At 66.0% G+C, this 18,004-nt stretch carries 13 protein-coding genes; 9 read left to right on the forward strand and 4 right to left on the reverse strand.

The window, feature by feature from the left end; all coding sequences use genetic code 11:
- Nucleotides 1-8 precede the first annotated feature (8 nt).
- The 4 genes from cysZ to queF form a co-directional block, all read right to left on the reverse strand.
- Complete coding sequence (cysZ, locus tag F467_RS0107785) at nt 9-647, reverse strand: sulfate transporter CysZ (RefSeq protein ID WP_018138545.1); 639 nt, start codon at nt 645-647, stop codon at nt 9-11.
- 92 nt (nt 648-739) lie between these two features.
- Nucleotides 740-949: a DUF3185 family protein gene (locus F467_RS0107790; protein ID WP_018138546.1), complete on the reverse strand. Its 210-nt coding sequence runs from the start codon at nt 947-949 to the stop codon at nt 740-742.
- 386 nt (nt 950-1,335) lie between these two features.
- Complete coding sequence (locus F467_RS0107795) at nt 1,336-2,634, reverse strand: FGGY-family carbohydrate kinase (RefSeq protein ID WP_018137648.1); 1,299 nt, start codon at nt 2,632-2,634, stop codon at nt 1,336-1,338.
- A 9-nt stretch (nt 2,635-2,643) separates the two neighbouring features.
- A complete protein-coding gene (queF, locus tag F467_RS0107800; RefSeq protein WP_018137649.1) occupies nt 2,644-3,066 on the reverse strand; it encodes a preQ(1) synthase in 423 nt (140 codons plus the stop codon).
- 114 nt (nt 3,067-3,180) lie between these two features.
- Here queF and smc point away from each other — a divergent pair, with 114 nt between their 5' ends.
- From smc to F467_RS0107850, 9 genes are all read left to right on the forward strand, one after another.
- The gene (gene smc / locus F467_RS0107805; protein ID WP_018137650.1) at nt 3,181-6,675 is read left to right on the forward strand and encodes a chromosome segregation protein SMC; all 3,495 of its coding nucleotides are present in this window, start codon (nt 3,181-3,183) and stop codon (nt 6,673-6,675) included.
- Nucleotides 6,676-6,741: 66 nt separating this feature from the next.
- Nucleotides 6,742-7,926: a cell division protein ZipA C-terminal FtsZ-binding domain-containing protein gene (locus F467_RS0107810; protein ID WP_018137651.1), complete on the forward strand. Its 1,185-nt coding sequence runs from the start codon at nt 6,742-6,744 to the stop codon at nt 7,924-7,926.
- The gene (gene ligA / locus F467_RS0107815; protein ID WP_018137652.1) at nt 7,923-10,019 is read left to right on the forward strand and encodes an NAD-dependent DNA ligase LigA; all 2,097 of its coding nucleotides are present in this window, start codon (nt 7,923-7,925) and stop codon (nt 10,017-10,019) included. Before F467_RS0107810 ends, ligA begins: the two co-directional genes overlap by 4 nt.
- Before the next feature lie 598 nt (nt 10,020-10,617).
- A complete protein-coding gene (locus F467_RS0107820) occupies nt 10,618-12,534 on the forward strand; it encodes a nucleoside-diphosphate sugar epimerase/dehydratase (protein ID WP_018137653.1) in 1,917 nt (638 codons plus the stop codon).
- 375 nt (nt 12,535-12,909) lie between these two features.
- The gene (locus F467_RS0107830) at nt 12,910-14,076 is read left to right on the forward strand and encodes a nucleotide sugar dehydrogenase (RefSeq protein WP_018994335.1); all 1,167 of its coding nucleotides are present in this window, start codon (nt 12,910-12,912) and stop codon (nt 14,074-14,076) included.
- A 314-nt stretch (nt 14,077-14,390) separates the two neighbouring features.
- Nucleotides 14,391-15,368, forward strand: a complete 978-nt coding sequence (locus tag F467_RS0107835; protein ID WP_018994336.1) for a hypothetical protein — start codon at nt 14,391-14,393, stop codon at nt 15,366-15,368.
- Nucleotides 15,369-15,510: 142 nt separating this feature from the next.
- Nucleotides 15,511-16,257 (forward strand): class I SAM-dependent methyltransferase, encoded by a 747-nt coding sequence (locus F467_RS0107840; protein ID WP_018137657.1) that lies wholly within the window; start codon nt 15,511-15,513, stop codon nt 16,255-16,257.
- On the forward strand, nt 16,254-17,216 hold the full coding sequence (locus tag F467_RS0107845; RefSeq protein ID WP_018137658.1) for a hypothetical protein: 963 nt from the start codon (nt 16,254-16,256) through the stop codon (nt 17,214-17,216). Before F467_RS0107840 ends, F467_RS0107845 begins: the two co-directional genes overlap by 4 nt.
- Nucleotides 17,217-17,244: 28 nt before the next feature.
- Entirely contained in the window at nt 17,245-17,631 is a 387-nt protein-coding gene (locus tag F467_RS0107850; RefSeq protein ID WP_018137659.1) for a hypothetical protein, read from the forward strand.
- Nucleotides 17,632-18,004: the final 373 nt, after the last annotated feature.

An 18,004-nucleotide genomic window follows, 5' to 3' on the forward strand; every position in this document is an offset into this window, starting at 1 on the left:
TCGGTGGTCTATGGGGTTGCGGCCAACTGCCGTGTGCGCAGGTGTGTGGCGCCGATCACTGCGGCCGGCACCAGCAGCAGGTTCACCAGGGGTACCATCGCCAGCAGCGTCGTCCCGGCGCCGAATGCGAGGGTCTGCAGGCGGCGTTCGCGCAGGCGCCGGCGCACCGTATCGAATGCCAGGCCGTCGTTGGCTAGCGGGACCTCCATGAACTCCACCGCCAGGACCCAGCTGCCATAGAGGAACCAGGCAGCGGGTGCGAGCAGGTTGAGCCCCGGAACGAAGGTGATGATCAGCACCGGGATCAGTAGCAGGGCGTAATACCCGAGCTTGCGCGCCGCGGTGGCCAGCGCGTGTACGGACTCCGCGGTCAGCGAGCGCGGCGCGGCCAGCGGCGGATGGCCCAGGCCTTCGGCCGTGCGGTAGGCCAGCGGCCCGGAGAAGGGGCTGGCCACGATCGCGGCCAGGGCCACGGCGGATATCCCGACCACCAGCAGCAGGAACAGGGCGAACAGCGGCCACAGCAGCCAGGCCAGCCAGTCCAGGGTCTGCGGCAGCCAGGCGGCGAGCAGGGCGTCAAAGCCCACCGCCGCGGCTGCGACCAGCGCCCCCACCAGCAGGACATTGATGATCAGCGGAATGATCACGAGCCCGCGCAGGGCGGGCTCGTGGACGCGTGTCAGGCCCCGGAACGGGGCGAGGAACGCGTAAAGCGGCGAGACGGGTCTTGCCCGCTGGTTCAGCGGCGGGCCCCGAACAACGTCAGGACCAGACCCACTGCGGCCATGATGCCGCCACCGATCAGGTACATGCGAGTGTCGTCTGTGTAGCGTCCGGTGAAGGTCTCGTGCAGCTCTTCACCCAGGCTTTCGGTCGCGTTGTAGCCCATCACCAGCAGGATGACGCCACCCACCAGCAGGGCGATTCCGAGAATACGGCTCCAGTGCATGTCTACGTCCTTTCTTGTTGTGGTTCTTTGCCTGAATGTAGCACCGATCACCGGCGCTGGCGGTGACGTATCCAGAGAAACGCGAGTCTTCCCGGTTGCGTAGGAGGCCAGCCCTCTGGCCGATGGGGCGTGTCTGGAGTCGTATCGCGCAGGGGGCTGCGCTCCTATAGGGGGTGTCTTGCGTAGGAGGCCAGCCCTCTGGCCGATGGGGCGTGTCCGGCGTCGCATCGCGGAGGGGGCTGCGCTCCTACAGGGGTGTGTCTTGCGTAGGAGGCCAGCCCTCTGGCCGATGGGGCGTGTCCGGCGTCGCATCGCGCAGGGGGCTGCGCTCCTACAGGGGTGTGTCTTGCGTAGGAGGTCAGCCCTCTGGCCGATCGCCGTTGGCTTCAGCGAGAAGGCGAGAAGGCCTCCAGCCCCATGCCGATGCGCGCCAGCCGTGCGGCGCCGTGTGCGGCGTCGTCGTTGTACGCGCCCGTCACCGGGATCTCCAGGATGCGCTCGCGGATGCGCGTCCACGTGGGGTTCGCGGCACCGCCACCGAGCGTGATCACGCGCTCCACGCGCGGTGCCCCAAGCTCCGTCAGGCGCCGGTAGCCATCACGCTCGATGCGCGCGATGCCTTCGAACAGTCCCTGGAGAAAGCGCGCGTCTTCATCCGGGCGCGGCGTCAGGCGTGGCTCCAGTTCCGGATCACTGATCGGAAAGCGCTCGCCCCGCCGGGGCAGGGGCAGGTAATCGAGACCCGTGTCCGTATCCGGGTCCATCTGTTCGCTCAGCTGTTTGAGCGTGGCGTCGTCGAAATGTTGGCGCAGGACCGCGCCGCCGCTGTTGGAGGCGCCGCCGACCAGCCACTGGCCGAACAGGTGATGGCTGTAGATTCCCAGCTCGGGCGCAAACACGGGCTCCGACGAGAGCTGCTTGATCACCATGGTCGAACCCAGGCTGGTGACCCCGGTGCGGTCGTCTTCAACCCCGGAGGCGAGAAAGCCGGCGATACTGTCGGTGGTCCCGGCGATCACCCGCGAGGCCGGGTTCAGCCCCAGGTGCTGCGCCATCTCCGGCGCAATCGGCCCTAGGTTTGTGCCCGCCGGCACGACCTCGGGCAGCAGGTTGGCATCGGTGGTCAGAATGTCCTCCAGCCAGTCCGGCCAGCCCTGCCAGAGGGCGTCGTAGCCAAGCTTCAGCGCATTGTTCTCGTCCATCACGTCAAAGCGCCCGCGCAGGCGCCCGGCAATCCAGTCGGCCTGATGCAACGCGCGACGCACCCCGGAGAGACTCTCGTGGCGGCGCACCCACAGCAGCTTCGCCGCCGAGGAGCTGGGGCTGTGTACGGCCGATCCACTGGGCGCGACCCCGGCGAGAATCGCGGTCATGTCGGTGGCGCGGGCGTCGTTGTACATCATCGCCGGGCGCACTGGCCGACCATCGGCATCCAGGAACAACAGCGTGGCGGAGGTGCCGTCCACCGCGATCGCGACGGGTTCGCCCTTCAGGTGCTCGGCGGCCTCGCGCAGCAGTTCCCGCACGAGGGTCCACCACTGCGCGGGGTCCTGCTCCGCGATGCCGTCTCCGTCCGTCTCCGACTCCGGAAGCTCGCGCTCGGCCGAGTACACCCGAGCGCCGTCCGGATCCACCAGCGCCAGGCGGATGCCGGAGGTCCCCAGGTCGAGGCCGATCGCGTGCATGGGGACCGGCTACAGGCCCGAATGCAGTGGGCTGCGACCCGGCGGCGGGAGCGTGACCCGCTCCGGCGGGGCCCAGCCGGGCTGGCGGTGCTCGGCCACCACCGAGGTATAGATGCCGCCACGTACGTTGAAATACGAAGTCAGGCGCATGAAGCGCGGCTCGGTCGCCGCGACCAGGTCCGCCAGGATCTGGTTGGTCACCGCCTCGTGGAAGGCGCCTTCGTCACGGAACGACCACATGTAGTTCTTCAGCGACTTCAGTTCCACGCACTGGTGGTCGGCCACGTACTCCAGGTGCAGCTCCGCGAAGTCGGGCTGACCGGTGGCCGGGCACAGGCAGGTGAACTCCGGGATGCGGATATAGATCGCGAAGTCGTTCTCCGGCGCCGGGTTGTCGAAGGTCTCCAGGGTCTTGCTCGGCTGGCTGGGCATGTCGGTTTCTCGTTGCGGGTCCATTCATGTGGGAGCGTGCTTGCACGCGAACGTTACCGGCACAAGCGTGTACCATTCTACCCCCGAGTGTCCTGACCGCGGATTACGCCGAACGTGCGACTCGCCCGAATCAAGCTGGCCGGTTTCAAGTCCTTCGTCGACCCGACGACGCTGGTGCTGCCCGGAAACCGGGTGGGCATCGTCGGGCCGAACGGCTGTGGCAAGTCGAACACCATCGACGCCGTGCGCTGGGTGATGGGCGAGTCCTCGGCCAAGCACCTGCGCGGCGACTCTAGCGAGGACGTGATCTTCAACGGCTCCTCCAGCCGCAAGCCGGTCGGGCAGGCCTCGATCGAGCTGATCTTCGACAACTCCGACGGTCGCCTGGGCGGCGAGTACAGCGCCTACGGCGAGATCGCCGTGCGCCGCGCGCTGACGCGCGATGGCCAGTCCAAGTACTTCCTCAACGGCCAGCGCGCGCGCAAGCGCGACGTGGTGGACCTGTTCCTGGGCACTGGCCTCGGCCCGCGCAGCTACGCGATCATCGAGCAGGGCATGATCGCGCGCCTGATCGATGCCCGCCCCGAGGAGCTGCGCGTCTATCTCGAGGAGGCCGCCGGCATCTCCAAGTACAAGGAGCGCCGGCGCGAGACCGAGAACCGCGTGCGCCACACCCGCGAGAACCTGGAGCGCCTGGACGACGTGCGCGACGAGGTCGCCAAACAGGCCGAACGCCTCAATCGCCAGGCCGCCACCGCCGAGAAGTATCAGACCCTCGCCGCCGAGCGGCGCCAGAAACGCGCCGAGGCGATCCTGCTGCGTCTGCGTGCGCAGGAACAGGAACTGGAAGGGAGCCGACAGCGCCTGCAGGCGGCCGAGACCGAACTGGCGGGCACCCAGGCGGAGGCGCAAAAGGTGCGCACCGAGACCGAACAGCAGCGCCAGACGCGCGTGGACCTGGAGGCGGCCACTACCGAGGCGCAGTCCGCCTACTACGACCGCGCCGCCGAGGTCTCGCGCCTGGAGCAGTCGATCCGCCATGCGGAGGACGAACTGGCCCGCGAGCGCGCGGAACTGCGGCAGCTGGAACAGCGCCTGCAGACGGCCGGCGAGGCGTTCGCGGCGCTGGAACAGCGCATTGCCCAGGCCGAACGCGAACGCGACCAGCGCCAGCAGGAGGCGGAGGCCGCCGAGGCCGAGCGCGAACGCCTGGAGGCCGCAGCGGAGCAGGCCGAAACCGAGTTTCAGGCCGCTCGCGAGGCCCAGTCCGAGTGGGAACGCGCCCTGGCCGAGCCGCGCCAGAATGCGCAGCTCGCGCGTTCGCGCATGGATCACGCCGAGCACCAGCTCGCGCGGCTGGAGCAGCGCCGCGAACGCCTCGACGCCGAGCGCGCGGCCCTGCCACAGACCCACCCGGGCGAGGAGGCCGAACGGCTGCAGGGCGAACGCGATGCCCTGGCCGAGCGCCTGGAGCAGCTGCGCCAGCAGCGCGAGCAGCAGCAGGAACAACTGAACCAGCTCACCGAGGCCCGCCGCGAGGCCCGCGACGCCCTGCACCAGGCCGAGCGCGAGGCGCGCGAGGTCGCGGGGCGTCTGGCGGGGCTGGAACACTTCGCCGGCGAGGACGACCCGGCGCAGACACGCGAGCGCCGCGAGGCTTGGGCACGCGAACAGGGGCTGGACCTCTCGCGGCCCCTGGTGCAGCAGCTGGAGGTCGACGACGGCTGGGATACGGCCGTGGAGCTGGTGCTGGGGGCCTGGCTGGAGGCCGCCGTGCTGGACGCGCCCGAGGCCACGCAGGACTGGCCGGATGCCGCGCTGCGCCTGGTGAGTACGCAGGCGGATGCCGCCGCGGCGACCTCGGACGACTCGCTCGCCGGCCGCGTGCGCGGCTCCGCGGCGGTGACGCAGTGGCTGTCACGCATCCACTGCGCGCAGGATCTCGGCGAGGCCCGGGGCCGCGTTGCGAACCTCGCACCGGACGAGAGCGTGATCACGCCCGATGGCACCTGGATGGGGCCGGGGTGGGTCGCGCATCGCACGCTGGAAGGTGGGGCCTCCGGCGCGGTCGCGCGGGTGCGCCTGGCGCGCGAGCTGCGCGAGCAGGAAGAGCAGCTGCAGGGGCAGGTCGAGCAGCACCAGGCGACCCTGGCGGAACGGGGCGAGGCCATCGATGCCGCGCAGGCCGAGCGCGACCGGCTGGATGCCCAGCTGCGCGAACAGCAGGGCGAGATCGACGAACGCGACCGGCGCATCCAGCGCCTGCGCGATCAGGCCCGGCAGCTGGAACAGCAGCAGGCGCGGATCGACCGCGAGGCGGGCGAACTGGAAGAAGAAACGGCTCGCGCCCGGGAGCAGTTCGAGACCGCGCAGCAGGAACGCAACCAGGCCCTCGCCACGCTGGAAACACTGGAGGCCGACCGCGGCACACTGGAGAGTCGACTGGAGGCCGCGCGCGACGCCCATAGTCAGGCCCGCGATGCGGTCCGCGAGGCGCGCGATGTTGCCGGGCGTTCACGCATGGCGGAGCAGGAGGCGCGCCACCGGCTGGAGCGCGAGCAAAGCGAACGCGAGCGCCTGGAACGCCAGCGCGCGGAGGATCGCGAGCGCCTGGAAAAGCTGCAGCAGGGCCTGGCCGGGCGCGAGGGGCCGCTGGAGCAGTGGCGTGGGGATCTGCAGGCCGCCGCGGAGCAGCGCCAGCAGGCGGAAGAACGCCTGACCCGGGCGCGCGCGGATCTCGAGGCCTGCGATGCGCGGCTGCGGGAACTGGCCACGCAGGCCAGCGAACTGGACAGCCGGGTCGAGGCGCAGCGTTCCACCTGCGAGGAGCTGCGCCTGGATCAGCGCGAGCGCTCGGTGCAGATCGAACAGCTGAAGAGCCAGTTCCAGGAGTCGGGATTCGAGGCCGGCCCGCTGGTGGAGGGGCTCGCGGGGGATGCGACGGTACCGGCCTGGGAGCAGGCAATCGCGGAGCTCGACCGCAAGATCGAGCGCCTGGGTCCGATCAACCTGGCGGCGATCGACGAGGCGCGCAGCCTGGAGGAGCGTTCACGCTACCTCGAGGAGCAACATGCCGATCTGATCGAGGCGCTGGAGACGCTGGAGGCGGCGATGCACCGCATCGACCGCGAGACGCGTCAGCTGTTCAAGCAGACCTTCGACCAGGTGAACGCCGGGCTGGGGCAGAAGTTCCAGCGCCTGTTTGGCGGCGGCGAGGCGCGCCTGGAGATGACCGGTGACGACCTGCTGGATACCGGCGTGAACATCATGGCCCGCCCGCCGGGCAAGCGCCTGTCCACCATCCATCTAATGTCCGGAGGCGAGAAGGCGCTCACAGCATCGGCGCTGGTGTTCGCTATCTTTGAGTTGAATCCGGCACCCTTCTGCATGCTGGACGAGGTGGATGCGCCGCTCGACGAGGCCAACGTCGGGCGTTTCTGCGAGCTGCTGGAGGACATGTCCGAGCAGATCCAGTTTATTTTTATCACCCATAACAAGGCCACGATGGCGATGGCGGAACAGCTGATCGGCGTTACCATGCACGAACCGGGCGTCTCGCGCCTGGTGAGCGTGGATATCGACGAGGCCGTCGAACTGGCCGAGGCCTGATCCCTGCGATCCCACGGGTTGGGGCGCGGTCGTACAACCGGAAAGACGAGGTATTGAGTGGATTGGATGCGCATCAGTCTGGTGATCCTGGGGATCGTGCTGGTCGCCGGTATCTGGATGGCCCATCGCCTGCGCACGCGCGATCGCGCGCAGGATCTGGATGATGACGCCACCGACTGGAGTGACGACGCGGTGCACATTCGCGCCCAGGACGACCCCGCGCCGCGCAGACGCGAGGGCGATTCCGACAGCCTTGGGGCCGAGGCGGGCTGGGCCGATCCTCTGGAGACCTCGCGCGAGTACACGCGGGACGCCGATTCCGAGGACGACTTCGACGACGTGCGCATTCCCCAGCACGACCGCGCGGAGCCGCACCTGGGCGTGACCTCGGCGGACGACGACGAGCCACTGCCTCCGGGCGAGCGCCATGCCGACCGTGCGCAGGATATCTACGGCGTCCTGGACAACGACGAAGAGCCGGTTCCGCCGCCGCCCCATGGCGCCTTCGAGCCGGACCCGGAGGATGCGCCGCGACGCCGAGCCAGGTCGAGCGCCGCGGAAACCGCGAAGGGCGTGATGGACCAGTTGAGTGGCCGTATGCGCTCCGGGATCGCCGCGCTGCGCGGGACGCGCCTGCGCCGCCCGCGTGCGGAAGAGACGCTCGGCGAACAACTGCACCCGGATCACGAGGTCGACCCCGAGCTGATCGAGGAGCCGGCGCCCGACATGGAGACCCTGGGCGAGTATGTGTCCGAACCGCGTGTGGTGGGGCGCAACCCGCTGCGCGGTGGCCCGGGGTCGGACGAGAAGATCCTGCTGCTGCATGTGGTCGCGCCGCGCAACCGGCCGTTTACCGGCGTGGCCCTGGGGGCGGCGCTGCAGCGCGCAGGCCTCAAGCCGGGTGCGATGGACATCTACCATTACCACGATGCCGAGATCGACGGCCGCCAGGCGCTGTTCTCCGCCGCGAACATGGTGCCGCCGGGCACGCTGCGCGAACAGGACCTGACGGACACGATGACCCCTGGCATCACGTTGTTCGTGCAGGTGCACAACAGCGCCGATCCGCAACGCGCGTTCGAGGCACTGCTGGAGAATGCGCACGGCCTGGCGCGGGATCTCGGCGGTTCCATCCTCGATGCCCAGCAGTCCACTGCCACCAACCAGACGCTCGCCTACATGCGCGAGGATCTGAACGAGTGGCTGATGCGCCACCGTCCGGACCTGCTGCGGCGGCGGAGGGCGCGGTGAGTTCGCCTTCCGCGTCCCGCGAGGGCGCGGCGGGGGAGGCGGGCGCACGGATCGAGCAGCTGCGGCGCCAGATCGAGCACCACAACTACCGCTACTACGTCCTCGACGACCCGGAGGTCTCCGACGCCGAGTTCGACACGCTGATGCGCGAACTCGAACAGCTCGAGGCCGAACACCCGGAACTCGTCTCCCCGGATTCGCCCACCCAGCGTGTCGGCGGTGCCCCCGCCGCCGGTTTCGACACGGTGCGGCATCGGCTGCCGATGCTGTCCCTGGCCAACGGCTTCGAACCCGACGAGATCCGCGACTTCGACCGCCGCGTGCGTGAGCGCCTGACCAAACAGACTGGCGAGCCCGACCGCGTTGAGCAGGCGGTCGCCTACATGGCCGAGCCCAAGCTGGACGGCCTGGCGATCAGCCTGATCTACGAGAACGGCCGCCTGGTGCAAGCCGCGACGCGCGGCGACGGCGAGACCGGCGAGGACGTGACCGGCAATGTCCGCACCGTGCGCCCGATCCCGCTGCACCTGGGGGATCGCTATACCGACGATGCGCCCGGCGTGCTGGAGGTGCGTGGCGAGGTGTTCATGCGCCGCTCGGATTTCGAACGCCTGAACCAGGGCCTGGAGGCCGATGGCCAGCGCGGCTTCATGAACCCGCGCAATGCCGCCGCCGGCAGTCTGCGTCAGCTGGACCCGAAGGTGACGGCGCGGCGGCCCTTGAGCTTTTTTGCCTACTCCGTCGGGCATGTCGAGGGCGGCAAGCTGCCGGACACCCAGTCCGGCACGCTGGACTGGCTGCACCACCTGGGTTTTCCGGTCTGCCCCGAGCGCGCGGTGCTGGACGGGGTGGAGGGCTGTCTGGCCTACTACGAGCGCCTGGCCGAGCGTCGTCGCGAGCTGGACTACGAGATCGACGGCATCGTCTACAAGGTCGACTCGCTGGAGGATCAGCAGCACCTGGGGTTTGTCTCGCGTGCGCCGCGTTGGGCCATCGCCCACAAGTTCCCGGCCGAGGAGCAGACGACGAACCTGCGCGCCGTCGACTTCCGCGTCGGCCGCACCGGGGCGCTGACCCCGGTCGCGCGGCTGGAGCCGGTACTGGTCGGCGGGGTCATGGTCAGCAATGCCACGCTGCACAACATGGACGAGATCGCGCGCAAGGACATCCGCATCGGCGACCGCGTGATCGTACGCCGGGCGGGCGACGTAATCCCCGAGGTGGTCGGCCGCGCCGGCGGCGAGCGCCCGCAGGACACCCGCGCGATCGAGATGCCGTCCCGCTGCCCGGAGTGCGATTCGCACATCGAACGCCCGGAGGGCGAGGCCGTCGCCCGCTGCACCGGCGGGCTTGTCTGCCCCGCGCAGCGCCGCGAGGCCCTCAAGCACTTCGTCTCGCGCCGGGCCATGGACATCGAGGGCTTTGGCGAGAAGCTGATCGAACAGCTCGCCGATGGGGGCATCGTACAAAGCCCGGCCGACCTGTTCGCGCTGGACGCCGAGCGCCTGGAGGCCCTGGAACGGGTCGGCCCCAAGCTCGCCGAGAACCTCGTCAACGCCCTGGAACAGGCGCGCGAGACCACGCTTGCGCGGTTCATCTTCGCCCTCGGCATCCGCGAGGTGGGCGAGGTCACCGCCCGCAACCTGGCCACGTACTACGGTGATCTGGACGCACTGATGCAGGCCGATGCCGAGGCCCTGCAGGAGGTCCCGGACGTCGGCCCCATCGTCGCCGAACACGTCGCCAACTTCTTCGCCGAGCCCCACAACCGCGACGTAATCCAGGCGCTACGCGACGCCGGCGTCCACTGGCCCGATCCGCCCCGGCCACAAGCGGCAGAGTCGGGTGACGCGGCCCCGCTGGCCGGCAACACCTACGTCCTGACCGGCAGCTTCGACACCATGACCCGCGAAGAAGCCAAGGCCGCCCTCGAGGCCCGCGGCGCCAAGGTCACCGGCTCCGTCTCCAAAAAGACCACCGCCGTCATCGCCGGCGCCGACTCCGGCTCCAAGGTCACCAAAGCCGAATCCCTCGACATCCCCATCCTCGACCCCGACGACCTCGCCCAGCTCCTCAACGAATCCCCTCTGTAGGAGGCCAGCCCCCTGGCCGATTGGGGCCTGTCCGGCGTTGTATCGCGCAGGGGGCTGCGCTCCTACAGGGGGCTGTCTTGCGTAGTGGGCCAGCCCCCTGGCCGATGGGGCGTATCCAGCGTCCTATCGGCGAGAGGCTCGCCTCCTACAGGGGGGTGTGGCGGCGTCATGGGGCGCTGGATGGATGCATTTTCATCAGGGGTTGCTTATGCTCCGTCCGCCGCGATGGGGTGCGGCGGGCGCCAGGGACCGGCACTTGATGTAGTGTGGTCGGGCTGAGTTTTGTCTATAGGGCTTGAGGCTAGGGAAACACTGATTAATGTACACACTCGCGTTGGCACCCCAGGTTTTCCGAGACAAGGCGCGTCGCGTAGCGGGTAGTGGTTCTACCCGTAAGCGGTGCAACGCAGGATCGGGGAACCTGGGGTGCCAACCCCAAGGGGCTCGGCCGCTTTTGCGCGGGAACGGCGTTGCGGTTCCTTTGTGCAGAATGGCTGCACGGCAGTCACCGCGCCTTGTTCTCACGCAAAAGCGACTCGAGCGCGAGCGTGTACATTAATCAGTGTTTCCCTAGCATGCCGGACGGGCACATCACACCATGCTGAACCGTGGGCTGGAACGTCTGCTGAGGCTGCCGCGCGGCAAGAAGCGTTGGCTGATGATCGCGGCCGACGCAGTCATGCTGCCGCTCGCGTTGTGGTCGGGTTTCATGATCCGGCTGGCCGAGCCATTCCCTCCGATCTTGCAGCAAGCCTGGTGGCTGTTCCCCTTGATCGTGATTGTGGGGATCCCGCTGTTTGCCCGTCTGGGCCTGTACCGTGCTGTCGTGCGTTTTATGGGGTCGCGCGCCATCTGGGCGGTAGGGTCCGGGGTCGTGGTGCTGGCGATGGTCATATGGGCCGCGGTGGCCATCGGTCAACTGGACGGTTTCCCGCGCTCGGTACCGATTAACTTCGCCATCGTGGCCTTTCTCTATGTCGGTGGCAGTCGTTTTCTGGTTCGAGCCTGGTATCGCTCCGTAGCGGATGTCGCGCGGGGGGCCGAGCCCGTGGTGGTGTATGGCGCCGGCGAGGCGGGGGTGCAGCTTCTGTCGGCTCTGAAGGCCGGGGGTCGCTTCCGCATTGTGGCGTTCGTGGACGAGGATCGAGCGCTCCAGGGAAGTTCGATCGACGGGGTGCCGGTTTACTCTCCGGAGCGCCTCTCCGGACTGGTGGACCGATTCCGGGTGGGCCGCTTGTTGCTCGCGCTCCCCTCAGCCAGCCGTAACGAACGCCGGCGCATCCTCGAAAGCCTGGAGCACTTGCCCCTCTACGTACAGTCGGTGCCGTCGATGGAGGCGGTCGTCTCCGGGCATGCGAGCCTCGAGCAACTGGAAGACATCGATATGGCGGATCTGCTCGGACGCGATCCAGTTCCGCCCCAGCCCGACCTGTTGCAGCGAAGCATTCGCGGCAGTGTGGTCATGGTTACGGGGGCAGGGGGGTCGATCGGGTCTGAGCTGTGTCGGCGCATCGTTCTGGAGGAGCCCGCGGCGCTCGTGCTCTATGAACGCAACGAGTTCGCGCTCTACAACATCGAACGCGAGTTGCAGGAGCGATCGGTGCCGTCTGGTCGGACGCCGGCGATTCACGCCGTCCTCGGGTCCGTGGCCAATCCGCGCCGGGTTTCCGCCATATTGAGCGAGTACGGGGTACAGACCCTCTATCACGCCGCCGCCTACAAGCATGTTCCGATCGTGGAGGCCAACCTGATCGAGGGGGTGCGCAACAACGTATTCGGCACGGCCATCCTCGCAGATGCCGCTATCGACGCCGGGGTCGAGCGCTTCATCCTGATCTCCACCGACAAGGCCGTCAGGCCTACAAATGTAATGGGCGCGACCAAGCGCATGGCCGAGATGGTCCTGCAGGACCGCGCCCGGGAAAAGCGCGGGACCATCTTCAGCATGGTGCGCTTTGGCAACGTCCTGGGCTCCTCGGGCTCGGTGGTGCCGCTGTTCCACCAGCAGATTCGCGATGGCGGGCCGGTCACCGTTACCCATCCCGAGATCACGCGTTATTTCATGTCCATCCCGGAGGCAGCCGAGCTCGTGATTCAGGCCGGCGCCATGGCGGAAGGGGGCGAGGTCTACGTGCTGGATATGGGCGAGCCGGTGCGCATTGTCGATCTGGCGCGCCGGATGATCCGGTTGCACGGGCGCCAGGTGAAGGAAGACGGCTATCCCGAAGACGGCATCGAGATCGTGTTTACGGGCTTGCGCCCCGGCGAGAAGCTTTACGAGGAGTTGCTGATTGGCGATGACGTGGAAGCCACGGTGCACCCGCGGATCATGCAAGCCCGGGAGGACTGCCTTGCTCCCGCCGATGTTCGCGCGGCACTCGTGCAGCTCGATCAAGCGGACCGCGAAATGGATGCCGAGCAAGCCGGTGAGACGTTGCGTCGCGTCGTGTATGAATACAGACCGGCGGAACATTCTTCGCGCACGCTTGAGCGCGCGGACTCGCTGCCGGGATGAGCGGTGGGCAATATGCCGTATGGGTGTCTGCAGCGGATTCGGGCACGGCTTCAAGAACGTGACTGACGCCAAGGTCGTTCAGTGCGGAACGCGTACCGTGCACGACACATCATCGCCAGGTCCCGGTATTCTGCGCGCGCTAACCCAGCGAGGCAGTTGCGGCGAACTCCGGCCGGCCGACGGGCTGTTGCTGCTGTAGGAGCGCAGCCCCTTGCGCGATGGGGTGCTGGACAGGCCCCATCGGCCAGAGGGCTGGCCCCTGCGGTTTCGGGGCCAGCAGGCGGATCCTCGCCGATACGGCACCGGACAGCCGCAACAGGTGCCTCGCCCCAACCAATGCGCACATTAACAAACGGGAACGACAAGGAATTCGGGATGAAGATCGCAGTCGCCGGTACCGGCTATGTAGGGCTTTCCAATGCGGTGTTGCTGGCTCAGCACCACGAGGTGGTGGCGCTGGATGTGGTGCCCGAGAAGGTCGAACAGATTAACCGTAAGGAATCGCCGATCATCGACGCCGAGATCCAGGACTTCCTGCAGAACCGGTCGCTGAACCTGTCCGCCACGCTGGACAAGCAGCAGGCTTACGAGGGGGCAGACTTCATTATTGTCGCCACCCCCACGGACTACGACCCGCAAACCAACTACTTCAATACCAACACCGTCGAATCCGTGATCCGGGACGTGCTGGCGATCAACCCGCACGCCACCATGGTGATCAAGTCGACCGTGCCGGTCGGCTACACGCGCGAGATCAAGGCGCAGATGGAGACCGACAACATCCTGTTTTCGCCGGAGTTCCTGCGCGAGGGCCGGGCGCTGTACGACAACCTGCACCCGTCGCGCATCATCGTCGGCGAGCAGTCCGAGCGGGCCGAGACCTTCGCCGGCCTCCTGGCGGAAGGCGCGGTTGACGAGGACATCCCGATTCTTTTCACCAACTCCGCCGAGGCCGAGGCGATCAAGCTGTTCGCCAACACCTACCTCGCGATGCGGGTGGCGTACTTCAACGAGCTGGATAGCTACGCCGAGACGCATGGCCTGGACACCCGCCAGATCATCGACGGCGTATGCCTGGACCCGCGCATCGGCAGCCACTACAACAACCCGTCCTTCGGCTACGGCGGCTACTGCCTGCCGAAGGACACCAAACAGCTCTTGGCCAACTACGACGAGATCCCCAACAACATCGTCAAAGCCATCGTGGATGCCAACCGCACGCGCAAGGACTTTGTGGCCGACGCGGTGATCCGCCGCAATCCGCAGGTGGTGGGCATTTACCGCCTGGTGATGAAAAGCGGCTCCGACAACTTCCGCGCCTCCGCCATTCAGGGCGTGATGAAGCGCATCAAGGCCAAGGGCATCGAGGTCGTCGTGTACGAGCCGGAACTGCCCGATGACGACTTCTACCGCTCCCGCGTCATCCGCGACCTGGAAGAGTTCAAGCGGATTAGCGACGTCATCGTCGCCAATCGCATCACCGACGACATTCGCGATCAGGCCGACAAAATCTATACCCGTGATCTTTTCGGCAGCGACTGACCCATGTGCTCAATCCAGCCCGAGCGATAGGGGTCGGCGAGGTTCGGCGCGAACCTATTGGAGAGAGTGTGCTGGGGACCGGCCATCATGCGCGAGAGGGAAAATGGCACCGTGTTTGATAGCGGCTGTTGACCTCCAACATTCTTCCTTGACCAGTGTCGGCCCTGCTCGCTGCGATGCGTGCATCAAAGGGAGCTGGCAACTTCGGTTGCGCCTTGGGTTGACGCTCAAGCAGTGTCCCTTTTAGGGTTGCCCCGACCGTGTATTTAACCTTGGAAAACACGCGGTCGGGGCTAAGGGAAAAGGGAGGAAGTATGCAGAAGGATCGTTTCAAGTCGTCAGCCATTCGCGCGGCGCTGGGGTTTGGCGCTGCTGGACTTGCCATGCCGTTCGGGTCTGCTGCAGTCGCAGCTCCGGTGGGAAACCTTGCGGCATCACCGGACAATCGCTTCTCGGTCGACATCGGCCTGGAACATTCCCGACGCGACATGCACCAGCGGGGAACCGCCAACTACTGGACGTTTACTTCAGGGGATGAAACGCTAACCGAAGGTTTCCGGGGGCTGGACGCCCGAGAGGATCAGACGGATCTCTACGCCCAGATCAATTTTTCGGTTACCCCGCGTATCGAATTGTACGGTCGGGCGGGAGCCACCCGTACCCGCCTGACGGACTTCGGTTCTTTCAACTACGAACTCACAGAAGAAGGTGCGTTTACCGAAGGCCCTGGAAATGGGGGCCGGATGAGTCTCGAGACCGGACCTTTCGATGCTGACGTGGGCGGATTTAGTTCCGGGTCGACCAGCACCGGTTGGCTTGCGGCACTGGGGGCCAAGTTCGATCTGCATGAGTGGGAAGACCATGGGGCTGGTCTGACTCTCGATGTGATGTATCAGATTCGGGATGCAGGGGGCGGCTGGGACTTGATGACCCCCGTTTTTGCGGGTGGCGGTGATCCGATCCAGGCCCGAGGGGATGACCGAGTCCATGTCGATGGCTACAAGAGTTCCGAATGGCACGCAGCCCTGATTCTGGAGCGTCGTGTCGGGTCTTTTCGGCCCTACGGTGGAATCAAGTACTCCCGGATCAAGAGTGACTATGATCTGGAACGTTCGAGCGAATTCGAAGCTTTTGATGGGCAAACCGGAACCCTGCGGATGCGGAACGACCGCGAGGTTGGCTTCCTGGGGGGCATGGAATACCTGATGACATCCAATATGAGTCTGACGGGCGAGATCCGTGCGGGCGACGAAACCGCGCTCAACCTGGGCCTGCGTTATCGGTTCGAGTAGTTGGGCCTGGCAGGGGTTTCGTGAGGTGACCCATACAGTAAGCGGTCTCAGGATGGGATCTCTTACGGCCTCGATCCCGGGCACCAGCCGGGATCGGGCCACGCCGGCCCGGACGCCCGGTCTCGTGGCCTGACTTCCCCATATGTCCGACTATGAAACCCTGTTTGAGGCGCGTGGCTCGAGCTATCAAAGGGCCATGGAGCTTGCGCCCACTGCTCGTGACGAAGAATTCCTGCAGTTGCTGGATCATGCTTCGCTGGCGGCCGGGGCCGTGGTGGCCGACGTTCCTTCGGGCGGGGGCTACTTGGAGCGCTATCTGCCCGACGGGGTCCGCCACTGGACGCATGAGCCCTGCAGTGCCTTTTTGGCCAAAGTGCAACCCTCGAGATCTTCCAGACCACTCCTGCCATTTCCATGGCCTGCGCGGTCAGTCGACGTGGTGGTCAGCCTGGCCGGTGTGCATCATCTGGATGACAAGAGCATTTTCCTTGCGGAGTGCCGTCGTGTAGCGAGGCCAGCCGGGCAGCTGGTGCTGAGTGACGTCGATGAATGTTCACCGATCGCTCGATTCCTGGACGACTTTGTCGGCAAGTTCAACAGCACGGGGCACCATGGATACTATCTTTCCGATTCGGAAGTTGCGCGGCTGCGGGACTCTGGGTGGGCAGTGCGTTCCGATTCTCCGGTACCCCTTCGCTGGCGATTCAAGGAGCGTCGCGAGATGACAGAGTTCTTCAGGCTGTTGTTCGATCTCCGTGGAATCGGCCCGGGGGAGCTGGAAGGCGAGATCCGTGACCGCCTTGGGGTGCACGAAAAGCCGGACGGCTCCCTTGATGTGCACTGGGAGTTGAGAACCGTTGTCGCGACAGCGGATAGCGAACCTGCATGATTCTGCCTGCGCCCGAATTGCGCGTCCTCGCCGTTTTTCAGCGGGACGGCACGACGATTCACGACTATCTGTTCAACTACCTGTGGAAGAACTTTTCGATACGGCTCGACTGCGAACGCATTGAAGATGTGACGCACACTCAGGTGCGACGGGCAGACGTTGTGCTTATTGCGGCTTGCAACGCCTCAATGGAACACGAACGTTTGCTTCAGATCGAGTCATGGAGTGACGGGCTCAATCGTCCGGTGCTCAACAGGCCCGGGGCGTTGCTGGCGTCCGAGCGAGTGGCCCTTTCGCACAAGCTCCAGCGCGAGGGTATCGCAACGGCACGGGTGAAATACGTGCCGGACCGCGAGTCCCTGCTGACCGAGAGCGAACTCCGGTTTCCCCTGATTCTGAGAAGCGAGCTGTCCCATCTCGGCACGACGATGAAGAAGGTCGACGGGGTCGAGGACCTGTATGCGCTCGACGACGGATATTTCCACTCCAGGACCATTGCAGCGGAGTTTTTCGACTACGTCGATGCGGATGGCTACTACCGAAAGTATCGCTGTGCCGTGGTGGGAGACTCGGTGATTCCTCGACACGTGATTTCGTCTCGTGACTGGAATATACATGCGGATTCGCGCGATAAGGACCGAATCGAGCAGCACCGCAAGGAGCATACCGAGTTCGTGAACGGCGAGCTTGCGGAGTCCGCCGAACTGCTTCGTGCCAGAGAGGCCACCGGGCTCGACTACGCCATCGTGGATTACGCCCTGATGCGTGATGGCAGGCCCTTCATTTTCGAAATGAACCCGTGCTACAGCATTATGGATGCGCAGACCTTCAAGCGTCCCTCCGCTCTTGCGCTACGGGAGGTGCACCATTATTGCAGGGCGTTCGGAGAGTTCCTGTACCGCTGTGCCGGGCGTTCCGCACCCGTCCCGCAATACGCTACCGAGCCTCTGGTGCTTTGAAACCTCTATCGGAAAGGGCCGCCCCGCGATGAAACCCAGCCTCGATGATCTGTTGATCTGCGATGACGTCCGGCGTGAAGACGATGGACGCCTGTCCTTGATGGGTGTACACACGGGCGCCACTGTGGTTGTCCACCAGCTTCCAACCATTATCTCGCAACTGTCCTTCGTCTTGCGTTTCTCGGGCCTCGAGCGCGAACTGGAACTGTCCTCGCGGATCAAGGCCCCGGACGGGCACGAGGCGCATCCAGCGCCCGGCCGGAAGCTAGCGCCGCAGACACAAACAGGTGAAGCCCTGTACGTCCTGCAGGCCGCCCCGATCCAGATCAGCGTTGCGGGATGGCACGAACTTCACGTCAAGCTTGGCGCAACCACCCTCGAGACGGGTTTCCGAGTCGTTCGGCCTGACTCGTGAAGTCGAGGCTTTCACCCACGCATTCGCTCAGGGGGTGAGGGTGCGGTAGTTCACTCATCGGAACCTGTCGGGGCGTTGGTTTTCCGCGTAAGCGCATGCGGCTCGAAATGATTCGACCGGGCGGAACGCGCGGTGTTGGAACGCTCGCTGAACAGGTAGCGAAAGCGTCTAATACTTCGTTTGCCCCTGCTGCGAGTGCGTGGTCAAATTCGCAGCCACCCCCTGAGCATCCTGTAGGAGCTCAGCCCCCTGAGCGATGGGGTGCTGGTGATGCCTCCATCGGCCAGAGGGCTGGCCTCCTACGGGGGCAAAACGACAACGGCTGATGGAATGGAATTCGTCACGCCGCATGACGGTGGCATGTCCCTGTAGG

Source organism: Thioalkalivibrio sp. ALJ12 (assembly GCF_000378305.1).
Classification (GTDB): Bacteria; Pseudomonadota; Gammaproteobacteria; order Ectothiorhodospirales; family Ectothiorhodospiraceae; genus Thioalkalivibrio.